The sequence below is a fragment of the Curtobacterium sp. PhB142 genome (genome assembly GCF_004341255.1).
Lineage (GTDB): Bacteria > Actinomycetota > Actinomycetes > Actinomycetales > Microbacteriaceae > Curtobacterium.
Window position 1 is genome coordinate 98,731 of sequence record NZ_SLUT01000008.1, and the last position, 26,908, is coordinate 125,638.

Below are 26,908 nucleotides of genomic sequence, written 5' to 3' on the forward strand. Positions count from 1 at the left end.
CTCCTGCTCCTCGTCCTCCGGAGTGTTTACGAACTCGTTACACGGGCGCCGCCGGCACGGAGCATGATCGGACCATCCCGTCCGAGGAGGATCATGGCGACGTTCACCAGGGGGTTCGGTGGCCGTCGAGCCGACCGCGACGACACCCGCATCCCGCCCGGCCAGACCCTGGTGCGCGACTGGCCCGTCCTGTCGGCCGGTGCCACGCCCGACGTCGATCCGGCGTCGTGGGTCTTCTCGATCCGCGCCGAGAACGGTCTGCACACCTGGACGTGGGACGAGGTGCACGCGCTCGGCGTCGAGGACGTCACCGTCGACATCCACTGCGTCACCCACTGGACCAAGCTCGACATGCCGTGGCGCGGCGTCCCCCTCGACCGCCTGTTCGAGGACGTCGAGACGTCGCTCGACTACTGCATGGTGCACAGCACCGGCGGGTACACGACGAACGTGCCGCTCGACGAGCTGCTGGACGGCAAGGCGTGGATCGCGTTCGAGGCCGACGGCGAACCGCTCGAGCCCGAACACGGCGGTCCGGCGCGCCTGCTGGTGCCGCACCTGTACTTCTGGAAGAGCGCGAAGTGGGTGAGCGGGTTCGTCATGCAGGCGGACGACGAACCGGGCTTCTGGGAGAACGCGGGCTACAACCTGCACGGCGACCCGTGGAAGGAAGAGCGGTACTGGTGACGGTTCCCGACACCGACGTGTCCACCGACCTGGAGGCCCGGATCGCGCCCGCCGGTCGGCCCGCGCCCCGCAGGCGGCCGGCCTGGCACCCCGCGACGGTCGCCTCGGTGGAGCGCGAGACCCCGAACGCACGTCGGGTCGTCCTGGACGTCCCGACGTGGCCGGGGAACGACCCGGGCCAGCACCTGGACCTGCGGCTCACGGCCGAGGACGGCTACCAGGCATCCCGCTCGTACTCGATCGCCTCGGCGGGTGACCGGCCCGACGTCGTGCTCGCCGTCGACCGCGTCGAGGGTGGCGAGGTGTCCCCGTTCCTGGTCGACGCGGTCGAGGTCGGCGACGCGCTCGAGGTGCACGGGCCGCTCGGCGGCTGGTTCGTGTGGCGCCCCGGCGCGTCCCCCCGTCCGGTGCAGCTGATCGCCGGCGGCTCGGGGATCGTGCCGCTCGTCGCCATGGTCACCGCGCACGCCGAGGCCGGGGACCCCGCACCGTTCCGGTTGCTCGTCGCCGTCCGGACCCCCGACGACGTCTTCTTCCGCGCCGAACTCGACCGGGCCGTCGCTTCCGACGCTCCGCTCGACGTGACCACCGTGTACAGCCGGACCGCTCCACCCGGGTCCGCCGTGCCCGTGGGACGGCTGACCCGCGATGCGCTCGCCGCCGCGGTCTTCCCACCCGACGCCGGGGCGCTCGTCTACGTGTGCGGCTCGACGCCCTTCGTCGAGCAGGTGCTCCGTTGGCTCGCCGACCTCGGACACGACACCACCGACGTCCGTGCCGAACGGTTCGGGGGCAGTTGATGACGGTCGTCGACGGCAACGCGCTCGCGGGGGTCCTGTCCGAGGTGCTCGGTCCGGAGCCGACCGTGACGGTGCTCTGCTGCGCGGGGTGCGGGTCCCGCGGATCGGTCGCACGCACCGCCGTGTACTGCTCGGCGATGGGCTCCGTCGCCCGGTGCCGGACGTGCGACACCGTGCTCGTCACCGTCGTCGAGGCCGGATCCGCGCGCTGGATCAGCCTCCCCGGCACCCGTGCCGCGCTGATCCCATTACCCGAGGATCGCGGCTAGCGCAATCGCCGACCGCATGTCGTGCGGAGTTCTTGCGGCTTTCCGCATGCCTCGAACTGGGGTCCAATCCGACCGCGACGATGCTCCGGATGACTCTTCGGGACATCGCTGGGCCACCCACCCGGCGTCTCCGCTCGGGGCAGTGCGGCCTCTGCGTCCGGTGGGCGCGGGTACCCGAAGCCTGCGCCCCCGGATGCACCCGCTCACGGCGCCCGGGAACGACAGAACCCCCGGTGCTGCTCTGTGAGCAACCCCGGGGGTTCTGTTCCGTCCGAGCGGATGACGAGATTCGAACTCGCGACCCTCACCTTGGCAAGGTGATGCGCTACCACTGCGCCACATCCGCATTCGCACGCCGTGTGGGCCGTGCGGAGTCGACTGTACCCGATCCCGGGCCCACGGACGTGTTCTGCGGCAGATCCGGGCGTGTCCGGTGTCGCGAGGCGCGGCCCGGCGCGGCCCTGCGCGGCCCTGCGCGGCCCGGCGCGGTCATCAGGCGCGGTCATCAGGCACGGAGGAGTTCGATCGGAGCATGAGCTACGTGCACGACAACCCGGGCGGGACCGAGGCCCACGGCGTCGACCTGATCGACGGTGACACCCCCGCCATCCGCATCCTGGTGCACGGCGACCTGCCGACCACGATCGAGCACGAGGGGCGGACCTGGCTCGCCACCGGCGATGCGCACGACGACGGTGACGACCAGGCGCCCCCGATCGCGATCTACCGCCCGGTCTGAGGCGCGCTCGGCGACCGGCCTGGCGCTCGACTGCGGTCAGTGCCCGCGGACGTCGCCCGTCAGGATCGCGTGCTCGGCGCCGGCCGACAGTTCGTCGTGCAGCGCGTCCGCGAAGAACTCCCCGGCGCCGAGGCTGACCAGGTGGGTGAGCGCACCGGTGACGTCCGCCAGGGCGGGGTTCCACTCGTCGTGGAGGGACGCCCGGACGTGCCCGGACTCGTGCACGACGACGACCCCGATGTGGTCGTGGGCATCGCCGACCTCGAGCACGGCGTCGTACACGACGGGTTCGGTGTCCTCGCCGAGGGGCTCCAGGTGCACCTCGCCGATCCCGGGCCACTCGGTGCGGAACACGGGCAGGTCCGGCGCGTGCAGGTGCGGGGCGCGTTCGTCGGTGACGGACTCGATCTCCCCCGACGTCAGGTACTCGTCGACGACCTCGTGGATCCGGTCGTGCAGTCCGGGCTCGTACTGCCACCAGCGCTGGTGCACCGCCCGGAGCCAGTCCTGCGTCGCGGCGTCGGCCGAGGCCGAGGTCCCGACCAGCTGCGGTGCCGTGCCGGGCGATCCGACGACCTCGAGCTGCTCGTCGTGCGTCTCGACGGTGATGGACCCGGTGGCCTCGTCGGGGTGCACGCCGTGGACATCCTCGGGGGCCGCGGCCCAGATGCTCGCCGGGAGCTTCGGCGGCAGGGCGAACGCGACTGCGATCGCCGGACGTGCCAATGCTTCGTCGAGCGCGTCGCCGAGGTGCACCTCGTCCGAGCGGGACCCCATGACGATGCCGCCGGTCGGGGGCACGGCGGCCAACCGCTCGAGGTCCTCGTGGTCGGCGTTCATCGACGCGAACACGGGGGTGTCCGCCCACTGGACGAACTCGCCGGCCGCACGGTCCTGGTCCTCGAACGGCACGTTCCAGACCGAGGGGTCCGCGAGCACCCACGACGCCGATCGACCGGCGGGGCCACGGCGCACGGCGTCGACCACGGCGGGAACGAGTCCGGGCAGCCCGCGGTACGCCGGTCGCACGGTGAGGCGGTCGAGCGCCAGCAGGTCCGGCTTGCCGAGCATCTCGGCGGCGTGCGTCTGCAGCGACAGGAAGGTCTCGCCGGTCGCGTCCGGCACGACGATCGCCGCGGCGAAGTCACCGTCGACGTCGGAGACCTGGTACCCGAGCACCAGTGCCTCGACCGACTCGGGCGAACGGCTCGTGTACGCGGCGACCTCGGCGACCGACACCGCTTCGGCCTCGTCGTCGGTGATGGGCACCCGGACGTCGATCACCCACCGGTCGACGTCCTGGCCGGGGTAGGCGTCGCCGTCCTCGTCCGAGATCGTGATGTGCACGAGCCGCAGGGAACCGTCCCACGCGTCGTGGACGTGCTGGGCGATGGCGGCTTCAGGGTCGTCGGTCACGGACGCCACCGTATCGGTGGCGGACCGGGCACGTGGTCAACCGTGCTGCGCGACCATCGCGTCGACGCTCCGCATCGCGGTCGCCAGGATGGTGAGCACCGGGTTCACCCCGCCGTTCGTGACGTGCACCGAGCCGTCGGTCACGCGCAGGTTGTCGTGTCCCCACACCCGGCCGAACGGGTCGACGACCGACGTCGCCGGATCCGTCCCCATCCGGAGCGTGCCGGCCTGGTGCTGGCCACCGCTCGTGCCCCGGACCGGACCGTGCAGCTCCGCCACGCGCGTGGCGCCGGCCGCGCGCAACCAGTCGCCGCTCCGGGCGCTGGTGTGGTCGCGAGCACGGACGTCCTCCGGGTGGACCCCACCGCTGAACGACGCCACCGGGATGCCGTACCGGTCCGTCACCGCGGGGTCGACCCGGACGCGTGTGTCGGCCGTGGTGACCTCCTGGATCGGCCCCATTATCCGCATGCTGCGCCGCGCCAGGTCCCGCATCGCGTGCTTGCCGTCGAGCCCGGATCGCGGCGCGAGCCCCGTGCCGACGAGGTACTGGTACGTGTTCGACGGCGTCGCGATGAACTCGTTCGCCAGGATCCCGCCACCGATCTGCCCGGGCACGCCGTGCCGGTAGTCGGTGGTGGCGATCGACGGCCCCGGTCCGAGACCGTCGTCCACCACGTCGTCGAAGACCCCCATCGCGCCGCCGTAGACGTGGCCCTGCAGGTGCCGGCCGACCTGGTCCGCGCGGTTGCCGATGCCGTCGGGCTCCTGGTCGCTCCGGCTGTTCAGCAGGAGCCGTGCCGACTCCACCGCTCCGGCCGCGACGACGACCTCGGCGGCGTCGACCTCGGCCCGCCAGTCGCGGCCGTCCGCGGTGCCGACGATCGTGACGCCGACCACGCGGCCGGCATGGTCCGTGCGCAGTCGGGCGACCCGGGACTCGAGCACGATCGACGCGTTCCCGGTGGCGAACGCGCGGGTCAGCATGGTGTTCTGGCTGCCGTTCTTGGCGTCGACCGGGCACGCGAAGCCGACGCACATGCCGCACTGTTCGCACGCGCGGCGGCCCAGGTACGGCGTCGAGTTGATCAGGAGCGGGACGTGCACCGTCGAGATGCCCAGGGCGTCCGCGGCGCCGGCGAGCCGGTCCCGCGCTGCCCCCGACGGCAGCGGTGGCATCGGTCGCGCGCGCGACCGCTCCCCGGACCACGGACCGTCGACGTCACCGCCGCTGACCCCGATCTCCCACTCGGCGCGCTCGTACCAGGGCTCGAGGTCGTCGTACCCGAACGGCCAGTCGGCCAGCGCACTGCCGTCCGGCACGCCGTACGTCGATGCCATCGCGAAGTCCCGCGGCCCGAACCGCCAGGCCTGGGCGCCGTAGACCCGTGTGCCGCCGCCGGCCGTGACGGCGTTGTTGTGCCACCCCGGCGACGAGGGCCGGAGCACCAGGAGCTCGCGACCGTCCGCCACCGTCCGCGGGTTGCCGACGTCGGACGGCCCCGACCGCGGTGCGACGCCCCAGCTCGACCGCGGGTTCCGGATGTGGTCACGGCTGAGTTCCGCGGTGCCGGGCCACCCACCGGCCTCGACCACGAGCACGCGCCGACCGGACTCGGCGAGCCCGCACGCCGCGACACCCCCGCCGGCGCCCGACCCGACGACGACCGCGTCGTACCGGTCGGCCAGCTGCGACGGGTGCACGACCGAGGGCGCTGCGGTCGCCACCGGTACCGGCACGCTCCATCCGTCCGGCGGACCGGGCTGCCACCCCACCATGTCCCAGGACCGCTCCCCCGCGTTCCCGCCGTTCCCCGCGTCGGCGTAGTACCCCGCGGCGACGAGCTCGGCGAACCAGGTCCAGTCGGGATCGTCGCCGTCGCGGAGCTCGTCGACGCCCTCGTGGTCGTCCGCGTACTCGACGACGCCACGGAGACGGTCCAGCCAGTCCGGCCGGTCGATCAGCACCCCGGCCAGGAAGTCGAGCACGCCGGCCTCGGACGCCGACGGGTACTCGTCCGCCGGCACCACCTGGTCGACCAGGGAACGGAGCCGTTCGTCGTGCGTGCGGAGGAACTCCTGCGCTGCGGTGGCCGCGTGGTCCGTCATCGGTCCTGCCTCTCGAGCAGCGCCGGTGCCGCCCACGAGCACCGTAACGGACACAGCAGGGTCCGGGGCCGGGCTCAGCCGCCGATGCCCTCCAGGTCGAGCAGGTCGTCGTCGCTCAGCACGACGGCGGCCCCCTCGACGTTCTCGCGCAGGTGTGCCCGCGACGACGTGCCCGGGATCAGCAGGATGTTCGGGGAACGGCGCAGCAGCCACGCCAGGGCGACGGACATCGGCGTCGACCCGAGCCGTGTCGCCACGGTCGAGAGCACCTCGGACTGCAGCGGAGAGAAGCCACCGAGCGGGAAGAACGGCACGTAGGCGACTCCCTCGGCCGCGAGCCGGTCGATGAGCGGGTCGTCCTGCCGATTGGCCAGGTTGTACATGTTCTGCACGGACACGATCGGAGCGATCCCCTGCGCTTCGTCCACTTGGCCCAGCGTGGCGTTGCTCACGCCGAGGTGCCGGATGACCCCCTGTCGCTGCAGGTCGACCAGCGTCTCGAACGCCGGGGCAATCGGCCCCGCGACCGGACCGTTCGCGTCGCCCAGCCGCAGGTTGACGAGGTCCAGCACGTCGACGCCGAGCGTCTCGAGGTTGTCGTCGACCTGCGCACGCAGTTGGTCGGGTTCCCGAGCTGTCGGCCACCCGCCTCGGGCGTCCCGCCGCGCACCGACCTTCGTCGCGATGACGAGGTCGTCGGCGTACGGGTGCAGCGCCTCGTGCACCAGCTCGTTGACGATGCGGGGGCCGTACGTCTCGGCGGTGTCGATGTGCGTGATGCCGCCCGCGACGGCGTCCCGGAGCACGGCGACAGCCTCGTCGTGGTCCTTCGGTGGCCCGACGACCCGGGGACCGGTGAGCTGCATCGCGCCGTAGCCGAAGCGTGCGACCGGCCGGTCGCCGAGGGTCCAGGTGCCGCCGGGCAGGCGAGGGGTGGTGGTGCTCATCGGATCTCCTTCGAGGGCGTGCCGACGCCGAGGCGCAGCGCACTCGTGACAGCCTGCTCGCGTGGGCAGCGGCTCGCACGACACCGACGCGCGTTCCGGCCCACTCGCAGCGGACGGCCCGCTTGCAGCAGACGCCCCGCTTGCAGCAGACGCCCCACTGGACGTACGCTCCTGCCAGAGGGCAAAACGCCTCGTCGCTCCGGCGGCCAGGCACCCACACGCGGTCTCGGACGAGTCGCCACTTCTTCATCGAAGGAGTGCACGTGTCCACCCGTTCCCCCGCCCGGCTCCGCGACGCCGGGATCGCCCTCGCCGGCCTGTCCGCCGTCTTCCTGTTCGAGATGCTCGACAACTCGGTGCTGAACGTCGCCCTGCCCACCATCGGCCGTGAGCTCCACGCGTCGACGACCGGACTGCAGTGGGTCACCGGCGCCTACTCGGTCGTGTTCGGCGCCCTCATGCTCCTGTTCGGTGCGGTCGCCGACCGGTTCGGCCGACGCCGGGTGATGCTCGTCGGCCTGGTGCTGCTCGCGCTCTCCGCGCTGGCGACCACGCTCGTCACCACGACCGGCGAACTCATCGCGGTCCGCGCGCTCATGGGGCTCGCGGCTGCCATGACGACGCCCGGGTCGATGGCCCTGGCCTTCCGGCTCTTCGACACCGACGCCCTGCGGGTCCGGGCGCTGACGGTCATCTCCACCGCGGGCCTGGTCGGGCTCGCGGTCGGTCCGACGGCGGGTGGCTTCGCCCTTGCGGTGGCGCCGTGGCAGGCCCTGCTCCTGGTGAACGTGCCGATCGCTGCACTCGCGTTCGTCGGCATCCGAGCCGGCGTGCCGGCTGACCGACCGGAGGACCTGCACCCCGACCGGATCGACGTGACCGGCGCGCTGTTCGGGACCACGGCCCTGGTCGGTGCACTCGGGACGCCCACCCTCTTCGCCGAGGCGGGCAGCGCCTCCTGGCCGGGGTGGACCGGTGTCGTCGTGACGGTCGCGGCGGTGGCGGCCTTCGTGCAGCGGGAGCGCACCGCGGCGCAGCCGCTGCTCGACCTGCGCCTGCTCGCCCGTCCGCTCGTCGCGAGCGGTCTGGCGTACAAGGCGGCCTCCGGACTGGCCGTCTCCGGCCTGTCGTACCTGGTGACGCTGCAGCTGCAGTTCGCCTGGGGGTGGTCGCCGGCACTCGCCGCGATCGGGACGCTGCCGCAGGTGGTGGTGCTCCTGGCGTCCGGGCGATTCGTCGGCCCGTTCGTGCAGCGGGTGGGCCTCGGCCGCGCGGCCTGGCTGAGCGCCGGCGCCGTCGTCGCAGGACTCGCGCTCTTCACCGTCGGCGGCCGTGCCGGGTACGGCTGGGTCGCCGCGGCCCTCGTCCTCGTCGCCGCCGGGATGCGGGTCGTCGGGGTCGTCGCGGGCAACAACGTGCTCCAGGGCCTGCCGTCGAACCGGACGTCGGTCGGTGCGGCGCTCGTCGACACCTCGAGCGAGCTCGCGACCGCGGTGGGCATCGCGGCGACCGGGACGGTGCTGGCGCTGCTCGTGCCGGGCAGCATCGCGTCGACGTCGTGGACGGCGGACCGGCTGGCCGCGTTCGAGGGCGGGATCACCGTCGCGGGCGTCGTCCTGACGGTCGTCGCCGCCGTGCTCGTCGCCGTCGGCATGGCCCGCGCGACGACCCGCGCGGGCACGCCGGTGGCCGAACCGGCTCAGACGGCGCTGTAGCCGCCGTCCGCCACGAGCACGGATCCGGTGATGAACGACGCCGCGTCGCTCGCCAGGAAGACGACGCTCGGCGCGATCTCCTCGGGCAGGGCGAAGCGCTGCTGCGGTGCGTCCTCGATCCAGTACCGCCGGAACTCCGGGGAGTCCACCGGGGCCATCTCGGTCTTCACGTACCCGGGGGCGACGGCGTTCACGCGGATCCCGTACTTCGCCCACTCGACCGCGAGCGACTTCGTCAGGTGGTGCACGGCGGCCTTCGACGCGTTGTACGCCGGCTGCCACTGCGGCCGGTTCACGATGAGGCCCGACATGCTGCCGATGTTCACGATCGAGCCCGAACCGGCATCGCGCATGTGCGCGCCGACCGCCGTCGACGTCTTCCACAGTGCGCGGACGTTGAGGTCGAACACGTCGTCCCACTCGCTGTCGGGGACGTCGAACGCGTCCCGGTGGTGGCACGTGCCGGCGTTGTTGACGAGCACGTCGAGGCGGCCGAGGGCGGTCATGGCCTCCTCGGTCATGCGCGCCACCTGCTCGCCGTCGGTGATGTCCGCCGTGATGGTGACGAAGTCGTGGCCGGCATCCGCGGCCTCGGCGGCGACCCGGGCGTTGCGCTCCGCGGAGCGCCCGACGATCGCGACGCGGGCGCCGGCCTCGGCGAGGCCGAAGGCGAAGGCCCGGCCGAGTCCCTGGTTGCCGCCGGTGACGAGGGCGGTCCGGCCGGTGAGGTCGAAGGGTGAGGTCATGGAGCGGGCGCCTTCCTGAGCGGGGTCGGCGCGGTGCACCGCGTCGACGAGGTACCGCCCTGCGTACACGGCCCGGCCGGGAGGCGCGGCGTGCGTCCGCCCCGTACCGCGCCTCCCGCGCTGGTCACCATCACCGCGTCCGGTCGCTCAGTGCGTGTCGGTCGCGTTCCGCCGGTCGAGCTCGACGAGCATCGCGGCGGTGTTCCGTAGCACCCTCGGCGTCTGCAGGAGGGTGACGATCAGGAACACGAGGAACATCGCCGCCGCGAACCAGAAGACCGGCCGCCCGGTGACGGCGAGGGACACCTCGAGGACCATCGCCAGCACGAACACGACGGGTCCGAACCACCGCTGTCGGCGGTACTGCTGCTGGTAGTGCTCGAGCGCCTGGCGCCACTGCGCCGGGTCGGCATCAGCGGGCAGTTCGCCGCGCCTCACCGCTCGACCGAGTGCACGATCACGCGCTGCCGGCCCGACGCTCCGGCGCTGCCGACCGATCCAGAGCCCGAAGATCACGCCGAACGCGGCGCCGGTCACGGCACTCGCTGTGCCACGGATCCAGACGGGCACGTCGGCGGGCATGGTGACGAACGTCGACAGGTACCAGAACCCGCCGAACGCGACCGCGAGGACGATCATCACGGCCCACAGCGGCCACCTACGCATCGAATCCATATCGCCATCGTGCCAGCCGAGCGCGGCGGTCGCCCGGAACGAGGAAAGCCCCCGGCCGGACCTGGTGGTCCTGCCGGGGGCTTTCCCGTGGTGGGCGATACTGGGATCGAACCAGTGACCTCTTCCGTGTCAGGGAAGCGCGCTACCGCTGCGCCAATCGCCCAGATTCCCTGTCTGAACCGGGGTTCGTTCAGGATCTGGAGGGTGTTGCTGGAGGTGGGGACGGGATTCGAACCCGCGTGGACGGCTTTGCAGGCCGCTGCCTAGCCTCTCGGCCACCCCACCATCGAGGTTCACGTCTCCGTGAGTACCCGAACGGTGGGATACCCTCTGGTGAGTCGCAGGGCTTCGAGAAGCCCCGCACTCGAGCGGATGACGAGATTCGAACTCGCGACCCTCACCTTGGCAAGGTGATGCGCTACCACTGCGCCACATCCGCATTTGTCTTTCCGCTGTCGCGGCGACGACGTAAACTCTATACGAACCCGGGGGCATCCGCCAAAATCCTTCCCGTTCACCGGGCGTGTCCCCCGATTTCATGCGGATCCGGCCGGTTCGAGCCCCCTCGCACGGCGCAGTCTTCGCCATGTGGTGCGCAGTTGCGTGCTCCGTGCCTGCTTTCAGGCCCGCCCCATGCGGTCAAGCTCGCACGGAGGCGCCAATGCCGCACCGTGCGAACGTGCCCCAACGCCGGACGGTGCGCCGCTGCACACGCGCAGCGCGCCACACCCGGGGCGCGCGCCGTGTTCGATGCACCGCCGGACTTCCGCTACTATCGACTCGCACGAACAGTGCAGGGGGCGATTGGCGCAGTTGGTAGCGCGCTTCGTTCACACCGAAGAGGTCATCAGTTCGAGTCTGGTATCGCCCACCCACCCTGCAAGAGCCCGGCGCACAAGCGTCGGGCTCTTCGCATCTGTTGAGACAGTCAGCAGCCAGAACAGCCACCAGCACGATCGGACGAAGGGGCGCATGACCGACGTCGACCTCGAGTTCGCCCGGGTCCGAGCGGTCCTCGACCGTCCGACCCTGCGCCTCATGTCCCGCCCGACGAGCGCGACGGTCCTCGCCGTGTTCCGCACGGTGTTCGACCGCGACGTCCAGTACGTCCCCGCCGACCGCATGCACCTGCAGGTCGAGGAGCACGTCGCGCGCCTGCAGGCATCGGGTGCACGCGTGCCCGCGAGCGAACAGCACGATCAGAGCGAGCAGGACCCCCGACCGAACGGCCGCGCCCTCTGCCGTGAGTGGGTGGCGGCACAGTGGCTGGTCCGCTCCAACTCCCCCGACGGCGACGAGCAGTACTCCCTGACGAGTCACGCGCTCGAGGCCCTGAGCCTCGTCGACGCCCTGTCGGCCGACCGCGCACTGATCAGCGAGAGCCGCCTGGCGATGATCGTCGACGCCGTGCACCGCTGGGCCGCCCGTGCCGAGCCTGATCCCGACGTGCAGATCCGCCGCATCGACGCCCAGATCGCCGAACTGCGGGCCGAGCGTGAGCGCCTCGAGCACGGCGACGACGTCGTCACCGTCGAGGACGACCGGATGCGCGACGGCTACACGAACATCTCCGACCTCATCCGGCAGCTCCCGAGCGACTTCAAGCGCGTGGAAGAGGCCGTCGCGACGATGCACCGCTCGATCGTCGAGGACTTCCGGCAAGAGGTCCGTCCGATCGGCGAGATCCTCGACGACTACCTCGCACGCACCGACAACCTGATGCAGGCGACGCCCGAGGGCCGCGCGTTCGAGGGTGCTTTCGAGCTGCTGCGCGACGACGCCCTGCTGCTCCGCCTGCGCGACGACATCGCGACGATCCTGTCCCACTCCTTCGCCGACGGCCTCGGAGCCGGTGAGCGTCGCGCGTTCCGTAACACGGTGACGATCCTGCGCCAGGGCATCGAGGACGTCCTCGCCCAGCGGCGTCAGCTCACCGCGACACTGCGCGACCAGATCGTCGCCCACGACGTGGTCCGCGACCGTGAGCTCGACGCCGTGATTCGCTCGATCAACCGCGGCCTGGCGACACTCATGGACCAGGGCGGTGCGCGCGACCGCATCCCGCTCCCGCTGCTGCCGGCGGCGGCCGAGGTCGGCACCCTGCGCGAGCGCTTCTACGACCCGGACGCCGAGTCGGTGCCGCCACCCATCGAGGAACCCGACGACGACGTCTTCGAGGACCTCGACGTCGAGATGCTCCGCAAGCACGGCGGCCCGCTCCTGACGGAGCTGCGCGCCGCGCTCCGGTTCGCCGAGGCCGACTCGAGCGTCGACGCCTTCCACGGGCTGCCGCCAGAGCAGCGTCGACCGGTCGAGCTGTTCGGCCTCGCCCACCTGCTCACCGGACGCGACGACTTCGAGTCCGCCGCGCACGTCGCCGAGCACCGCACGGTGCGCCCGGACGGCAGCCCGGTCACCTTCCACATGCCCACCGCTGCGCTCGCTGCCGAGCACGCGCCGGCCGGCGATCCCCACGACGACAACGCACAGGAGGCACGGTGAGCGACACGACGCCGGCACCGGTCGACGAGACCGTCCCGTACGACGACCCCGCAACGGTCGTGCAGGACGACGAACGCGACGAGTCCAGCTTCGCCCTCTTCGAGGGCGACGAGGGCCGGCTCGACGAGCACCAGCGCCGCGCGCTGGTGGCGCTGCTCCGGCACTCGTACGTCAGCTCCCGCACCCACCCCGACGAGTGGCGTGCGGTGCTCGACGCCGAGTTCCAGTTGCGGTCGCGACTGAACGACCTGTTCCTCGAGCTGCACGTCGACCGTGACCGCGAGGTCGCGTGGAAGCGCCAGGCCCGTTCGGAGAGCCAGCGCCGCACGTTCCCCACGTTGCTGCGCGACCTGCCGTACACCCGCGAGGAGACGATCGTCCTGGTCTACCTGCGGATGCGCCTGCGCGCCGACGCCCGACCGGGTCCGGACCAGGTCGTCGTCGACCGCGCGGAGATCCTCGGGCACGTCGCCGGGTTCCGACCGGCGACCGCGACCGACCGCACGCGCGACGAGGGCCGGGTGGCGAAGGCCGTCGAGCGCCTCGTCACGGCGCGCATCCTCATCCGCACCTCGGACCCGGACCGCTTCCGGGTGGCGAGCGTCGTCGAGGTGCTGCTCCCCCTGGAGCGCCTGCTGGAACTGGACACGTGGCTGCGGACCACCACCGCGCACGAAGACGCGACCGACCAGGGCGGTGAGCCGACCGACGCAGCCGCCACGGGCCTCCCGGCAGACGGCGAAGCCGAGACCGACACCGACGACGACGGCGAGACGGAAGCATGACCGACACCTTCCAGATCCCCGCGCTGTTCGACACGGTCGCGCAGTGGCGCGCCGAGTCGATGCAGGTCGTCAACTGGGGCGGGTTCCACGGCCACCGGCAGGTCGAGCTGTCCGGCACCGCGACGCTCATCTCCGGCGCGTCCGGCACCGGCAAGTCAACACTGATGGACGCGTACCTGGCCGTGATGATGCCGTCCGACGTGCCGTTCAACGGCGCCTCGAACGACGCCACGACGGGTCGCGCGCGCAGCGCCGACCAGCGCAACCTGCTCACGTACCTGCGGGGCAAGGTCGACACCCGCCGCGATCCCGAGTCCGGTGCCCTGCGCGACGTGAACCTGCGCGGCGACGACCAGACCACCTGGGGTGCGGCCGCGGTCACGTTCCGGAACGACGACGAGCGGCGCTTCACGGTGCTGCGGGCGTACATCGTGCCGAAGCGCGCGCGCGGCGTCGGCGACATCCAGATGACCATGGCGACGGTCGACGACACCTTCGACCTGCGCCGGCTCGAGGAGTTCGTGCCGACGCGGTTCCACCACCTCGAGCTGACCGGCCGCGTGCCGGGGCTCGTGATCCGCGACACCTACCAGGAGCTCGCGTACACGCTGCAGACCCGGCTCGGCATCGGCGACTCCGGCGGCGGGAACCGGGCGATGCGCCTGCTCGCGCGCATCCAGGCCGGGCAGCACCTGCCGACGGTCGACGCGCTGTACAAGTCGCTCGTGCTCGAGACCCCGGGCACCTACGAGGCGGCCGACCGCGCCCTCGCGCACTTCTCCGCGCTCGACGAGGCGTACGAGGCGATGGACACCGAGGAGCGCAAGGTCCGCATCCTCTCCCCCATCACCGACCTGCACGACGAGATCGAACGGTCGAAGGCCGCCGCCGAGGCCCTGGACGGCATCGCCACCGGCGCCGAGGTCTCCCCGTTCGCGCACTGGACGGCCTCGCGGAAGCGGGACCTGCTCGACGCCGAGGTGGACCGCAACGGCCGGGAGCGCACGGCGTCCCGCGCCGAGGTCGCCGCCGCCGAGGCCCGGCACGCCGCCGTGGAGATCGAGCTGCGTGACGCCGAGGCGCGGCTGCGCGACCAGGGCGGCAACGCGCTCGCCCAGCTCGAGGACCGCATCGAGCGACTCACCCGTGAGCGCGACGCGGTGGTCCGGACCCGGGCGACCTTCGACGAGCGCACAGCGGTGCTCGGCACGTCCGTCGCGACCGAGGCCGACTTCACTGCCGCGCAGCGCAGCTCGCACGAGTTCCTCGGTTCCTACGCTGCTTCGCGCTCGTCGTTGGACGACCGCCGCGACGCCCTGACGCGCGAGGAGTACCCGCTCCTCGACCGGGAGCGCTCACTGCGGCAGGAGCGGCAGTCGCTCGAACACCGCCAGGGCGCGATGCCGCTGCCGATGCACGAGGCCCGGCTCGCGATGGCCCGGGCGGCCGGCATCGACCCCGCAGACCTGCCCTTCGTCGCGGAACTGCTCGACGTGCGGCCCGGCGAGGAGCGCTGGCGCACGGCGATCGAGTCCGTGCTGGCTCCCGTCGCCCGCACCCTGCTGGTCGACCAGGACCGGCTGGGCGCGTTCAGCGAGGCGATCGACGCACTCCGCCTGCCGGTCCGCGTGCAGTTCGAGGGTGTGCCGACCGGTCCGCACCTGGACCTCGACGGCGACCCCGCGATGGTGTCCGGCAAGCTCGCGATCAAGCACTCGCCGTTCAGCACCTGGGTGCGCGAGCGGATCGAGTCCGAGCGCACCGACGCCCGCTGCGTGATCGACGCCTCCGAGCTCGGTGGTGGTGGCCGGCGCGTGACCGAGTCCGGCCAGCTCCGCGACGGCCGTCGTGGCGCGCACGGTGACCGCCGCCAGGCGAACGTCATCGGCTTCACGAACGAGGCCCGTGTCGCCGCCGTCGAGCAGGAGCTCGCGTCGATCGCGCAGGACCTCGCCACGCTCGAGGCCCGTCGCACCGACGTCGCGCAGGACCTCACCGCGCTCGACGTCCTGCGGGCCGCGCACCAGCATGTCGTCGACGTGACCTGGGACGCCATCGACGTCCAGGGCGTCGAGACCTCGCTGGCACGCCTCGACGAGGAACGGCAGGCGCTGCTCGCCGCCGACGACGGCCTCAGGACCCTGCGCGCCTCGGTCGCCCGCCTGCGGAAGTCGCTCGACGAGACGGCCGACCGCCGCTCCGCCGCGCGGCTCTCCGTGCAGCGCCTCGAGGAGCGGCACGCCGTGCTCGTCGACGGCCAGGACGCCGCCGCCGAGATCCTGTCGCGTTTCGACGACACCCCCGAGTCGTTGCCCGACGACGAGCAGTCGCGACTGCTCGCCGAGACGTTCGCCGAGGTCGGGGCACCGGACGGTGTGGACGGTTTCGACGACGCCACCCGACGGCTCCGACGACGCCTCGAGGAGCGGCTGTCGCAGGCACTCGACGGTGCCGCAGCGGCCTCGACCTCGTTGACCCTCACGTTCCAGCGGTACCAGGACGCCTGGCCGGACCCGAACCTCGGCACCGGCGTCGCGTCGTACCCGGACTACCACGCCATCCTCGACCAGATCGTCGCGACCGGCCTGCACGCCCGCCGCACCGAGTGGCGTCGGCGGCTGTCGCAGTGGAGCGGCGAGGACCTCGTACCGCTCGCCGGGGCCTTCGACCGGGCCGTCGTCGAGATCGAGGAGCGCCTCGAACCGGTCAACGAGATCCTGCGGGACCTGCCGTTCGGCGCGAACCGCGACCGTCTGAAGATCCAGATCCGGCGGGTCACCCGCGAGGACGTCACCGCGTTCCGCCGCGAGCTCCGCGCCCTGTCCGCCTCGGTCGACGCCGAGCTGACCGACGACGTGCTCGAGACCCGGTTCCGTCGGCTCCGGCGCTTCATGGCCGTCATCCGCCCCGACCCCGACGCCGCCCGTGGCCGCACCACGCAGCGCGACGCCGTGCTCGACGTCCGGCGGCACATGGAGATCACGGCGGTCCGCTACGACACGTCGGGCAACGACCTCGGTGTGTACTCGTCGCTCGGTGACAAGTCCGGTGGTGAGACGCAGGAGCTCGTGGCGTTCATCGTCGGTGCGGCGCTCCGTTACCAGCTCGGCGACGAGACCCGGCCCCGGCCGCGGTTCGCCCCGGTGTTCCTCGACGAGGCGTTCATCAAGGCGGACTCGGAGTTCGCCGGTCGTGCGGTCACCGCGTGGCTCCGCCTCGGGTTCCAGCTGGTGGTGAGTGCGCCGCTCGACAAGGTCACGGCGCTCGAGCCCTCGATGGAGCGGCTGCTCTCGATGCGCAAGCACCCCGAGACCGGTCACTCGTCCATCACCGAGATCGCCCGGGTCCCCGCCGACGCCTGACGCTTGCCGAGAGGTCACGAACTGTCGGATGGCCGCGGCGCCGCCGACAGTTGGTGACCACTCGACGCGCGGCAGGCGGCGTGTCCTGACCACCCGGCACACGCTGTGGGGGTGCCCGGCGACGGCCTGGAGGCGCGGGGCGAGCCTGCCACGGTCCTCCCGGCCGTCGCCCTGCCGGTCGCAACGCCCTGCTCACCTTCGCGCACTGGTCACGATGCGTCGCCTGGCGGCGCTGCCGCCGACAGCCTGCGACCACTCGGAGCACGGCCGACGGGATGTCCTGACCACCCGGCGGGTGCTTCGTCAGCGTGTCGACAGGCGCCGCACAGACGTTCCTTGACCACTCGCCGCTACGGTGATGGCGTGTTCGGACGCCGCTCCCCCAAGCCCCGCCCCGACGACGCCCCCGGCCTCGGCATCGGCGCGCTCGTGCAGGTCATCGACTCCGCGGAGGGCGGTGAGCGGTGGGCCGACGAGCCGATCGGTGTGATCGTGGCTCCCGGCGGCAACCAGATCGTCGGCTACCCCGGCGTCGGCGAACCGCTGTCGTGGACCGTCGCGTTCGAGGAGCCCGTGTACACGAAGGACGGCCGCGGCCCCTTCGAGCGCGCGACCGTCCTGAGTCGTCAGTTGGTGCCGATCACGACCGGCAGCGGCGAGTAGCCCAGCGGGCTCAGTACTCTTCGGAGCCGCTCTTCATCATGGCGGCGACCGCCATGCAGCAGCCCACACCACCGAGGACGCCGATGCCGATGATGATGCCGGCGATGAGTTCGAGCATGGGGTGACTCCTTGGTTGCTTCGGCCGTGTGGCTTCCCTCAGGTTAGCGGATGCCGCGACGGATCAACGGATACCGCGACGGATCAGCGGATACCGCGCATGAGCTTCAGGACCGGCTTGGCCAGGACGAGCAGGACCACGCCGACCGCGACGGCGACGAGACCGAGCACGGCGAAGTACGGCGCCTCGTTCGCAGGGTCGTAGTACTGCGACAGCACTCCGGTGACGGCGGTGCCGAGCGACACGGACAGGAAGAACAGCGCGACCATCTGCGTCTGGAACTTCGGCGGCGCGAGCTTCGTGGCGACGGACTGCCCGACGGGTGACAGCAGCAGTTCGGCCAGCGTGAAGACGAGCAGGATGCCGACCAGGGCGAGCAGCGGCGTGCCGTTCTGCCCCGAGCCGACGAAGGGCAGGAACAGCAGGAACGCGACGCCCATGATGCCGGTGCCCAGGCCGAACTTGGTCGGCGTGGACGGCTGTCGGTCGCCGAGCTTGGTCCAGAGGGCCGCGAAGACCCCGGACAGCACGATGATGAAGACCGGGTTGATCGACTGCACCCACGACACCGGCATCTCCCACCCGAACAGCGAACGGTTCAGTCGCTCGTCGGAGTAGACCGTGACGACGGTGAACTGCTGCTGGTAGAGCGACCAGAACACCGCGCTGCCGATGAAGAGCGGGATGAACGCGAACACCCGGGAACGCTCCTGCGCGGTGATGCCGCTCGTCAGGATGACGACGAAGTACCCGATCGTGGCGAGGATCACGATCGCGACGACCACGGTGGGCAGGTTGCCGACGTTCAGCAGCCCGGTCAGGACGGCGACCGCGATCACGACCAGGGCGACGACGACGCCGATGCCGATCAGCGGCAGGCGTCGGCGGTCGACCGGGTTCGTGACGTGGCGCACCGTGTCGGGCAGGTTCTTCCGACGGATGGCGTACTGGACCAGGCCGGCTGCCATGCCGACGGCGGCGAGCCCGAAGCCGTAGTGGAATCCGAGCGAGCTCTGCAGCAGCCCGGTCAGGAGCGGCCCGAAGAACGCACCGAGGTTGACGCCGAGGTAGTACAGCGAGAAGCCGGCGTCACGGCGGGGGTCGTCGCGGCTGTAGAGCCCACCGACGATCGTCGTGGCGGTCGCCTTGAGTCCGCCGGACCCGAGCGCGATGAGCACGAGTCCGACGCCCACGCCGGCCACCCCGGGGATGAGCGCCAGGGCGATGTGGCCGAGCATGACGACGATCGCGCTGCCGAACAGTGTGCGATCGGCACCGAGCAGCCGGTCGGCGATCCACGCGCCGATGATCGTGAACAGGTACACGGCGCCGCCGTACGCGCCCATGATCCCGGTCGCGATGCCCTTGTCGATCCCCAGGCCGCCCTGCGTGACCGTGTAGTACATGTAGATCAGGACGATGCCCTGCATGCCGTAGAACGAGAACCGCTCCCAGAGCTCCACCGCGAAGGGCGTCGACAGCTCGAACGGCTGTCCGAAGAAGGTGCGTTTGGGCTTGGGATCGTGTCCCGTGGTGGAGCCTGACATGTCGGCCAGTCTGCCCCGCGGGCCGGTGGTGCGCCCAATCGTTGATGGGTGCTCATCAAATCGATCGACGCGTGCAGTTGGAGGGTTCCCACCATCGTGGTCGGTCCGTGCCGGGCAGCGTTGTGCGGCCCGCACGGCGTTCCGCCGGCTCCCGGCGGCGGTGTCTAGCGTGGGGAGCGCAACACCGGACACCGCAGTTCAGGAGGACTCCGACCATGGTCGACACCGCATCCGCGCAGCACACCGGCACGCCCACGGCGAAGCACGACGCCGGCGAGAAGGCGAGCAAGCACACGAGCGACAACGCGAGCACGAACGCCAGCGCGAGCAAGCACACCGACATCCGCATCGACGTCGACATGGTCGAGACCCTCCTGCTCGGCCGCTGGGCCGAGGACCGCCGGATCTCCCGCCGCCTCGTGCTCGACCCCGCACTCCACAAGACCGAGGGTCTCGGCACCATCGAGCACCGAGCGCGCGCGTTCGAGCAGCTGCAGATCCTGGTCGACGCCGGAGCCATCCAGCGTCCGTACCCGCCGGAGCTCGGCGGCCAGGACAACCACGGCGGCAACCTGGCGGCGTTCGAGGAGATCACCACCGCCGACCCGTCGCTGCAGATCAAGGCCGGCGTGCAGTGGGGCCTGTTCGGCTCCGCGGTGCACCACCTCGGCACCGCGCGGAACCACGAGGAGTTCCTGCCCGGCATCATCGGGTTCGACGTGCCCGGCTGCTTCGCCATGACCGAGACCGGCCACGGTTCGGACGTGCAGAACATCGCCACGTCGGCCACGTACGACCCCGCCACGCAGGAGTTCGTCGTGCACACGCCGTTCCGCGGGGCGTGGAAGGACTACATCGGCAACGCGGCCCTGCACGGCAAGGCGGCCGTCGTCTTCGCGAAGCTCGTCACCCAGGGCGTCGACCACGGCGTGCACGCGTTCTACGTGCCGCTCCGTGACGACGACGGCGAGTTCCTGCCGGGCGTCGGCGGCGAGGACGACGGCGTCAAGGGTGGCCTGAACGGCATCGACAACGGCCGGCTGCACTTCGACCACGTCCGCGTCCCCCGCACGAACCTGCTGAACCGCTACGGCGACGTCGCCGAGGACGGCACCTACAGCTCGCCGATCGACTCGCCCGGACGCCGCTTCTTCACGATGCTCGGCACCCTGGTGCAGGGCCGCGTGTCGCTCGACGGTGCCGCGGTCGTCGCCCAGAAGATCGGGCTGCAGATCGCGCTGACGTACGCGATGCAGCGCCGGCAGTTCCCGACGGCGGGCGGTGTCGAGGGCGTCCTGCTCGACTACGGCCGGCACCAGCGCCGGCTCATCCCCCGTCTGGCGACGGTGTTCGCGCAGTCGTTCGCGCACGAGCAGCTGCTCCGCACCTTCGACGACGTGTTCAGCGGGCGTGCCGACACCCCGGAGCGCCGCGAGGACCTGGAGACCCAGGCCGCCGCGTTCAAGTCACTGTCGACGTGGTCCGCGCTCGACACCCTGCAGGAGTGCCGTGAGGCCTGCGGCGGCGCGGGCTTCCTCGCCGAGAACCGCCTGACGAGCCTGCGCGCCGACCTCGACGTCTACGTCACGTTCGAGGGCGACAACACCGTCCTGCTGCAGCTCGTCGGCAAGCGTTTGCTCACCGACTTCCGGAAGCGGGCGCCGCGCGACGCCGCGTCGACCGCGAAGTTCGTCGCGTCGCAGGTGGGCGCCAAGCTCGCGGACGCCTCGGGCCTCCGCCGCCTGGGCCAGACCGTCGCCGACCGCGGGTCGCTCGCCGCGAGCGTCACGGACCTGCACGACCCTGCCACGCAGCGCGCGCTGCTCGCCGGCCACGTGGACACCATGGTCACCGAGATCGGGCTCCGGCTGAACACCGCCGGCAAGGACCGCGCCCGCCAGGCCGTGCTCCTGAACCGGTCGCAGCACGAGCTGATCGAGGCCGCACGCGCCCACGCGGAACTCATGCAGTGGGACGCCTTCACCGAGGGGCTCGACGCGGTCCCCGAGGGCGACACCCGCCGGGTCCTCGTGTGGCTGCGCGACCTGTTCGCGCTCGGACTGCTCGAGCAGCACCTCGACTGGTACCTGGTGCACGGCCGTCTGAGCGCGCAGCGTGCCCGTGCGGTGTCGGCGTCGATCGACCGGCTCGTGGCGCGGCTCCGTCCGGTGGTCCCGCAGCTCATCGAGACCTTCGGCTACGAGCCCGGCCACGTGCGGGCGCCGATCGCGCTCGGCGAGGAGCAGGCGCGCCAAGACGAGGCCCGTGCGTGGTTCGCCGCCGAGGCGGCAGCCGGACGACTCCCCGAACAGGAGAAGAAGCCCCGGCGCTAGCGACGGGCTCCGGCGCGAGCGACTATTCGGTCGGGTCCGTCGGCTGGGCGGACCCGCCGAGCGCGGCACGCAGCCGTGCCTCGGCGTCGTCACCGGAGGCACCGGTCGCGCCGGCAGCCGCAGCGGCCTCGGCGTTCGCCTCGGCGACCGCCCGCACGACCTCTTCACGCTGGATCTTCACCCCGCGTGGTGCGTCGATGCCGATCCGGACGCCGTCACCCCGGGCGTCGAGGACCGTGATGACGATGTCGTCACCGACGAGGATCCGCTCGCCGACCTTCCGCGTGAGTACCAGCACCCGCTCAGCCTAGCGACAGGACGGGGACCCCCAGCAGGTCGACGGACTCCGGCGTGGCGGTCTCCCCCGCGCCGATCGCGACGACACCGGCCACCGGCAGCCGTGCGGCCACCGCGGACACCATGGCCGCGGTGTCCTCGGGCTTCCGTCCGACGTCGACGACGACCCAGACCTGGTCGGCCTCGATCCCTTCGCCGGTCGCCCGGTCGTCCCACGCGGCGACGGCGAGCACCGCGTGGCCGTCGCGCACGCCGTCGGCGCGGGCGAGGATGGCGGACCGCCGGTCGGCGGCGTCCGTCGGCCGCAGCGCGTGCCGGACGGCGAACAGCCCGGCCGCGGCGTCGACGTCGTTCGCCCGGCCGACCAGCAGGACCAGGTCACCGTCAGCAGACCGCACTGCCTGGACAGCAGACCGCGCGGCAGGCGCCGTGGACCGGGCCGCGCGCCGGCCGGGCGCGACGTCGGGGACGGTGGCCGGGCCTCCTGGCAGGGTGTCGGTGACGGCCTGGAGGCGCGGGTCGACGTCCGCAGGCCCGTCCGCTCCGGGCAGGGCGCGTGTCGGGCGCGGGGCGCTCCCCGTGATCCCGTCCGCCACGAAGCCGTCGAGCACCGACGCGAACGCGTCGGCACGCGTCGCCTGGGTGCCGTCACCGCGCGCGATGCGGGCCTCGGCCGCGTCGGCGTCGGCGAGCAGCGCCGCGATGCCGATCCGCTGGACGGGTGAGTCGGCGATCACGACGCGTGCGGTCGGGGTCTCCCCCGGTTCCGGCACCTCGACGGTGGCCTCGACGTGCGCCTTGCGGAACAGCCCGCCGATGCCCGGCGTGGTGACCCGCTCGGCGGCGACGATCCTCGCGCCCGCGCCGAACTCGGTCCGGACGGCGTCGCGGACCTCGTCGAGCGTTGCGCCGTTACGCTGCAATCGGGTCGGCGGCACGGACAACTCCCACGGTCTCGATGGTGGAGCCCGCGGCGGTGGCCTCCTGGTACGACAGCACCGGGAGCCCGTTCGACTGGGCGGCGACCATGCGGTGCACGGCCGGGCGGAGCTGCGGGGCGCACACGAGGACGGCGGACAGGCCCTGGTCCTCGACGCTGCGCACGGCATCGCGGACGGAGCCCAGGACCTGCTCGATGCGGTGGGCGTCGAGGACGATCTGGCTGCCCTGTTCGGATGGTCGCAGGCCCTCGAGCATCGACTGCTCGAGCAGCGGGTCGATCATGATGACGCGCAGGGTGCCCTGGTCGGTGTACCGGGCTGCGAGGGCGGGGCCGAGTGCGGCGCGGGCGGCCTCGACCAGCCCCTCGGGGTCGGTGGAGGCCTTGGCGCGCAGGGTCAGCGCCTCGCAGATCCGCCCGAGGTCGTTAATCGGCACGCGTTCGGCGAGCAGGCCCTGCAGCACGCGCTGGAGTTCGGCCATCGAGAGCATGCCCGGCACGAGTTCCTCGACCGCGGCGGGGTTGACCTGCTTGACGCCCTCGGTCAGGACCTTGACGTCCTCGCGGGTGAGCAGGCGAGCGGCGTTGTCACCGATGACGGCCTGCAGGTGCGTGACGAGCACGGACACCCGGTCGATCACGGTGGCGCCGGTCATCTCGGCGGCGTGCCGGAGTTCGGCGGGCACCCACTTGCCGGTCAGGCCGAACACCGGCTCGACCGTCGAGGTGCCCGGCAGCCCGTCGAGGTGGTCGCCGAGCGCCAGGACGCTGCGCGCCGGGGCGGTGCCGCGGCCGGCCTCGACGCCGGCGATCCGGATGGCGTAGGTCGACGGCGGCAGGTCGATGCTGTCGCGGGTGCGGACCGGCGGCACGACGATGCCCATGTCGACCGCGATCTTGCGACGGAGGGCACGGACCCGGCCGAGCAGGTCGTCGGAGGCGCCGGACACCATGTCGACCAGGTCGGGCGCCAGCAGGATCTCGAGGGCGTGCACGCGCATCTGCTCGATGAGGTCCTCGGGGGTGTCGCCGGAGGGAGCGGCGGCTTCGAGGGCCTGCTGCTCGGCGGCGGCCGACTCGGCTTTCGCGGCGTTCCGGCCGATGCGCCACGCGGTGAACAGCAGGGTCGCACCGACGAGCAGGAAGGGCAGGATCGGCATGCCGGGGATGAACCCCATCGCGATCGCGGCGACGCCGGCGATCATCAGGGCGTTGCGCGACTGCGAGAGCTGGGTGGCGGCCGACGCACCCATCTCGGACTCCGCGCCCGAGCGCGTGACGATCATGCCGGTGGAGACCGCCATGAGCAGGGCCGGGATCTGCGTGACGAGGCCGTCGCCGATCGTCAGGATGCCGTACTTCGACAGGGCGTCGGTGGCGGAGAGCCCGTTCTGCAGCATGCCGATCGCGATACCGCCGATCAGGTTGATGATGATGATCAGGATGCCGGCGATCGCGTCGCCCTTGACGAACTTCGAGGCGCCGTCCATCGCGCCGTAGAAGTCGGCCTCGGCGGAGACCGCGGCGCGGCGGTCCTTCGCCTGCTGGTCGGTGATGAGCCCCGCGTTCAGGTCGGCGTCGATCGCCATCTGCTTGCCGGGCATGGCGTCGAGGGTGAACCGTGCCCCGACCTCGGCGACGCGCTCGGCACCCTTCGTCACGACGACGAACTGGATGACGATGAGGATCAGGAAGATCACCGCGCCGATGATGATCGACCCGGACACGGCGACGTGGCCGAACGCCTGGATGACGTCGCCGGCGAAGCCCTCGCCGAGCACGAGCCGGGTCGACGCCACGTTCAGGCCGAGGCGGAACAGCGTCGCGACGAGCAGCAGCGACGGGAACACCGAGAAGTCGAGCGGCTTCTTCACGAACAGCGTCGTGAGCAGGATCACCAGCGCCAGCAGGATGTTGATGATGATCAGGAAGTCGAGCAGGAACGACGGCACCGGCAGGATCAGCAGCAGGATGATGCCGACGATGAACACCGGGACGACGAGCTTCGGCAGGTCCTTGCGGTTCATGCGGGGAGTCCTTCGGTCGGGGTCTCGGCGATGCGCGGTGCGCGGAGCTTGCGGGGGCGGAGGTCACCGGTCAACGTGGCCGGGTCGATGACGCCCGCGACCTCGTCGGGCGTGGTCGGCCGCGGCGGTGCGTGGGTGCCCGCCGCTGCACCGCGGGCCTTGAGCGCCATCACGAACGACAGCACCCGGGCCACCGGCGTGTACAGGTCGACGGGGATCTCGTGCCCGAGCTCGCACGCGGCGTGCAGGGCTCTGGTGAGCGGGACGTCGCGGACGATCGGCACGCGCTCGTCCTCGGCACGGGCGCGGATGACGTCGGCGACGGGGCCGGCGCCCTTCGCGACCACCCGGGGTGCGGCCTTGCCCGGCTCGTACTTCAGCGCGACGGCGTAGTGGGTCGGGTTCGTCATGACGACGTCCGCGGTGCCCACGGACGCGATCATCCGGTTGCGGCTCATGGCCAGCTGGCGGGACCGCCGCTGCCCCTTGACGAGCGGGTCGCCGTCGCTCTTCTTGTGCTCGTCCTTGACCTCGCGCTTGGTCATCATCGTGCGCTTGCGGTTCCGGCGGACGACCACGAGCACGTCGATCGCGGCGAGCACGAGTCCCGCGGCGATGGCGGCGCGGAGCAGGGTGCCCGCACCGTCCGCGGCTGCCTCGAGCACGGCCGACAGCGGCAGCGAGCCGCTCGTCATGAGCACGGGCATCAGACCCTGCACGGCGAACCAGAGCACGAGCCCGACGACCGTGGTCTTCAGCAGGGCCTTCGCGCCGTTCCAGAGGGCCTGCACACCGAACACGCGCTTCAGGCCCGCGATCGGATCGAAGTGCGACGCCTCGGGCGCGAGCTTCCGGATGTGCACCCCGCCCTGGGCGACGGCGGCGGCGGTGACCGCGACGAGGACCACCGCGAGCATCGGGCCGAGGGTCGCACCGACGCTCGCCATCGCCTCGCCGAACACGTGGTTCATGGTGCCGATGGTCGGGTGCGCGATCACGGACTGCACGGCGACGAGCTGGGCGGTGCCGGCGGCTGCCGCGTTGCCGATCATGGACGGCACCATGAGCGCGACGACGGCGATGCCGATCCACGCGCCGAGGTCCTGGGACCGGCCGAGCTGGCCCTTCCGGTGGACCTCCTGCATGCGCTTCTGGGTGGCCTTCTCGGACTTCTCACCACTGTCGGACACGCTGCATCACCCCCGGCCCGTGATCGCCTGGACGGCGTCGCCGGTCAGCGACGACACCACCGAGGGCAGGGCCATGAAGAGCGCTCCGGCGAACAGGACCGTGAGCCCGATCTTGATCGGGAAGCCCATCTGGAAGGCGTTCAGCGCCGGGGCGACGCGGGTGAGCAGGCCGAGCCCGACGTCCGCCAGGAACAGCACGACCACCAGGGGCCCGGCGATCTGCAGTGCCGCGAGGAACATCTGCGACATCGCCGCCACGAGCAGGTGCGCCAGGCCGTCGACCGCGAACGCGCCGGTGAGCGGCACGGCGTCGAACGACCGCACGAGCCCGCCGACGATGAGCTGGTACCCGCCAGAGGTGAACAGGAGCGCGAGCGCCGCCATCTGGAACAGCCGCGTGAACTGGGCGCCGTTGACCTGCGACTGCGGGTCGAACGCCTGCGCGAGCGTGAACCCGCCGAACAGGTCGATGAGCGCACCGGCCGACTGCACCGCGGCGAACACCAGGAACACCAGGAAGCCGAGCGACAGGCCCACGACGAGCTGGGTGAGCAGCGCGAGCAGGAACGGCCCCGTGTCGAGCGACTCGTACCCGACCGCGACGCGCGGCGCGACGCCGATCGCCAGGCCGAGCCCGAGGATCACCTTCACGGTGCCGGGGAACGCCCGGTACGAGAACGGCGGAGCGATCACGAAGAACGCGACGAGCCGGACACCGGCGAGCATGGTCGCCTCCAGACGGTCGGCGTTGATGCTGAGCTCCATCAGCCGCTGCCGAGGAGCTTCGGGATCATGTCGAAGGCGACGTGCGTGAACGCCACCATCTCCGAGATCATCCAGTTGCCGCAGACGACCAGGGCGATCGCGACGGCGACGGCCTTCGGCACGAACGAGAGCGTGACCTCTTGGATCTGCGTCACGGACTGGAACAGCGAGATCGCGAACCCGACGACGAGCGACGTGACGAGCACGGGAGCGGCGAGCTTGCCCGCGACCAGGAGCGCCTGGAGGACGAGGTCGATGACGGCCTGCTGGTTCATG

At 71.8% G+C, this 26,908-nt stretch carries 22 protein-coding genes and 5 tRNA genes; 11 read left to right on the top strand and 16 right to left on the bottom strand.

What is annotated here, in order from left to right:
* Nucleotides 1-93 precede the first annotated feature (93 nt).
* The 3 genes from EDF31_RS15915 to EDF31_RS15925 are packed head-to-tail and all read left to right on the top strand — an operon-like array spanning nt 94 to nt 1,756.
* Entirely contained in the window at nt 94-687 is a 594-nt protein-coding gene (locus EDF31_RS15915) for a molybdopterin-dependent oxidoreductase (protein ID WP_131846838.1), read from the top strand.
* On the top strand, nt 684-1,487 hold the full coding sequence (locus EDF31_RS15920; RefSeq protein ID WP_131846839.1) for a ferredoxin reductase: 804 nt from the start codon (nt 684-686) through the stop codon (nt 1,485-1,487). The genes EDF31_RS15915 and EDF31_RS15920 overlap by 4 nt, the downstream gene beginning before the upstream one ends.
* Complete coding sequence (locus EDF31_RS15925; protein ID WP_131846840.1) at nt 1,487-1,756, top strand: DUF6510 family protein; 270 nt, start codon at nt 1,487-1,489, stop codon at nt 1,754-1,756. Before EDF31_RS15920 ends, EDF31_RS15925 begins: the two co-directional genes overlap by 1 nt.
* Before the next feature lie 274 nt (nt 1,757-2,030).
* Here EDF31_RS15925 and EDF31_RS15930 read toward each other — a convergent pair.
* Nucleotides 2,031-2,102, bottom strand: a tRNA-Gly gene (locus EDF31_RS15930).
* 186 nt (nt 2,103-2,288) lie between these two features.
* Here EDF31_RS15930 and EDF31_RS15935 point away from each other — a divergent pair.
* Nucleotides 2,289-2,495 (top strand): hypothetical protein, encoded by a 207-nt coding sequence (locus EDF31_RS15935; RefSeq protein ID WP_111084081.1) that lies wholly within the window; start codon nt 2,289-2,291, stop codon nt 2,493-2,495.
* 36 nt (nt 2,496-2,531) lie between these two features.
* Here EDF31_RS15935 and EDF31_RS15940 read toward each other — a convergent pair whose 3' ends face one another.
* The 3 genes from EDF31_RS15940 to EDF31_RS15950 all read right to left on the bottom strand — a co-directional run bounded on the left by EDF31_RS15940 (nt 2,532) and on the right by EDF31_RS15950 (nt 6,967).
* A complete protein-coding gene (locus tag EDF31_RS15940) occupies nt 2,532-3,911 on the bottom strand; it encodes a hypothetical protein (RefSeq protein WP_131846841.1) in 1,380 nt (459 codons plus the stop codon).
* Between the two features lie 36 nt (nt 3,912-3,947).
* Entirely contained in the window at nt 3,948-6,020 is a 2,073-nt protein-coding gene (locus EDF31_RS15945) for a GMC oxidoreductase (RefSeq protein WP_131846842.1), read from the bottom strand.
* 74 nt (nt 6,021-6,094) lie between these two features.
* Nucleotides 6,095-6,967, bottom strand: coding sequence for an oxidoreductase (locus tag EDF31_RS15950; RefSeq protein ID WP_131846843.1), 873 nt, complete (start codon nt 6,965-6,967; stop codon nt 6,095-6,097).
* Nucleotides 6,968-7,230: 263 nt separating this feature from the next.
* Here EDF31_RS15950 and EDF31_RS15955 point away from each other — a divergent pair, with 263 nt between their 5' ends.
* The gene (locus tag EDF31_RS15955; protein WP_279387370.1) at nt 7,231-8,682 is read left to right on the top strand and encodes an MFS transporter; all 1,452 of its coding nucleotides are present in this window, start codon (nt 7,231-7,233) and stop codon (nt 8,680-8,682) included.
* On the opposite strand, the gene EDF31_RS15960 is transcribed toward EDF31_RS15955, so the two are convergent.
* The 5 genes from EDF31_RS15960 to EDF31_RS15980 all read right to left on the bottom strand — a co-directional run bounded on the left by EDF31_RS15960 (nt 8,667) and on the right by EDF31_RS15980 (nt 10,542).
* Entirely contained in the window at nt 8,667-9,428 is a 762-nt protein-coding gene (locus EDF31_RS15960) for a glucose 1-dehydrogenase (protein WP_123938060.1), read from the bottom strand. The genes EDF31_RS15955 and EDF31_RS15960 overlap by 16 nt on opposite strands.
* Nucleotides 9,429-9,575: 147 nt before the next feature.
* Entirely contained in the window at nt 9,576-10,103 is a 528-nt protein-coding gene (locus tag EDF31_RS15965; protein WP_131846844.1) for a hypothetical protein, read from the bottom strand.
* A gap of 88 nt (nt 10,104-10,191) precedes the next feature.
* Nucleotides 10,192-10,266 (bottom strand) — tRNA-Val (locus tag EDF31_RS15970).
* A gap of 48 nt (nt 10,267-10,314) precedes the next feature.
* A tRNA-Cys gene (locus tag EDF31_RS15975) sits at nt 10,315-10,388 on the bottom strand.
* Between the two features lie 82 nt (nt 10,389-10,470).
* Nucleotides 10,471-10,542 (bottom strand) — tRNA-Gly (locus EDF31_RS15980).
* A gap of 359 nt (nt 10,543-10,901) precedes the next feature.
* Between EDF31_RS15980 and EDF31_RS15985 the strand changes: the two genes are divergently transcribed.
* The 5 genes from EDF31_RS15985 (at nt 10,902) to EDF31_RS16005 (ending at nt 17,415) form a co-directional block, all read left to right on the top strand.
* Nucleotides 10,902-10,974: transfer RNA gene (locus EDF31_RS15985), tRNA-Val, on the top strand.
* Between the two features lie 101 nt (nt 10,975-11,075).
* The gene (locus EDF31_RS15990) at nt 11,076-12,605 is read left to right on the top strand and encodes a DUF3375 family protein (protein WP_131846845.1); all 1,530 of its coding nucleotides are present in this window, start codon (nt 11,076-11,078) and stop codon (nt 12,603-12,605) included.
* Entirely contained in the window at nt 12,602-13,390 is a 789-nt protein-coding gene (locus EDF31_RS15995) for a DUF4194 domain-containing protein (protein ID WP_131846846.1), read from the top strand. Before EDF31_RS15990 ends, EDF31_RS15995 begins: the two co-directional genes overlap by 4 nt.
* Nucleotides 13,387-16,752, top strand: a complete 3,366-nt coding sequence (locus tag EDF31_RS16000; protein ID WP_131846847.1) for an SbcC/MukB-like Walker B domain-containing protein — start codon at nt 13,387-13,389, stop codon at nt 16,750-16,752. The genes EDF31_RS15995 and EDF31_RS16000 overlap by 4 nt, the downstream gene beginning before the upstream one ends.
* 363 nt (nt 16,753-17,115) lie before the next feature.
* The gene (locus EDF31_RS16005) at nt 17,116-17,415 is read left to right on the top strand and encodes a hypothetical protein (protein ID WP_123292766.1); all 300 of its coding nucleotides are present in this window, start codon (nt 17,116-17,118) and stop codon (nt 17,413-17,415) included.
* Between the two features lie 201 nt (nt 17,416-17,616).
* On the opposite strand, the gene EDF31_RS16010 is transcribed toward EDF31_RS16005, so the two are convergent.
* Complete coding sequence (locus EDF31_RS16010; RefSeq protein WP_131846848.1) at nt 17,617-19,080, bottom strand: peptide MFS transporter; 1,464 nt, start codon at nt 19,078-19,080, stop codon at nt 17,617-17,619.
* Between the two features lie 359 nt (nt 19,081-19,439).
* Between EDF31_RS16010 and EDF31_RS16015 the strand changes: the two genes are divergently transcribed.
* Complete coding sequence (locus EDF31_RS16015) at nt 19,440-21,413, top strand: acyl-CoA dehydrogenase (protein ID WP_243650100.1); 1,974 nt, start codon at nt 19,440-19,442, stop codon at nt 21,411-21,413.
* Between the two features lie 22 nt (nt 21,414-21,435).
* On the opposite strand, the gene csrA is transcribed toward EDF31_RS16015, so the two are convergent.
* The 6 genes from csrA to fliQ are packed head-to-tail and all read right to left on the bottom strand — an operon-like array spanning nt 21,436 to nt 26,907.
* Nucleotides 21,436-21,711, bottom strand: a complete 276-nt coding sequence (gene csrA / locus EDF31_RS16020) for a carbon storage regulator CsrA (RefSeq protein WP_123292764.1) — start codon at nt 21,709-21,711, stop codon at nt 21,436-21,438.
* A gap of 4 nt (nt 21,712-21,715) precedes the next feature.
* A complete protein-coding gene (locus EDF31_RS20060; RefSeq protein ID WP_165901456.1) occupies nt 21,716-22,648 on the bottom strand; it encodes a hypothetical protein in 933 nt (310 codons plus the stop codon).
* Nucleotides 22,623-24,677, bottom strand: a complete 2,055-nt coding sequence (locus tag EDF31_RS16030; protein WP_131846850.1) for a flagellar biosynthesis protein FlhA — start codon at nt 24,675-24,677, stop codon at nt 22,623-22,625. The genes EDF31_RS20060 and EDF31_RS16030 overlap by 26 nt, the downstream gene beginning before the upstream one ends.
* Nucleotides 24,674-25,867, bottom strand: a complete 1,194-nt coding sequence (locus tag EDF31_RS16035; RefSeq protein WP_131846851.1) for an EscU/YscU/HrcU family type III secretion system export apparatus switch protein — start codon at nt 25,865-25,867, stop codon at nt 24,674-24,676. The genes EDF31_RS16030 and EDF31_RS16035 overlap by 4 nt, the downstream gene beginning before the upstream one ends.
* A gap of 6 nt (nt 25,868-25,873) precedes the next feature.
* Nucleotides 25,874-26,632: a flagellar biosynthetic protein FliR gene (locus EDF31_RS16040; protein WP_131846852.1), complete on the bottom strand. Its 759-nt coding sequence runs from the start codon at nt 26,630-26,632 to the stop codon at nt 25,874-25,876.
* Nucleotides 26,632-26,907, bottom strand: coding sequence for a flagellar biosynthesis protein FliQ (gene fliQ / locus EDF31_RS16045; RefSeq protein WP_111084131.1), 276 nt, complete (start codon nt 26,905-26,907; stop codon nt 26,632-26,634). Before fliQ ends, EDF31_RS16040 begins: the two co-directional genes overlap by 1 nt.
* Between the last annotated feature and the right edge of the window lies 1 nt (nt 26,908).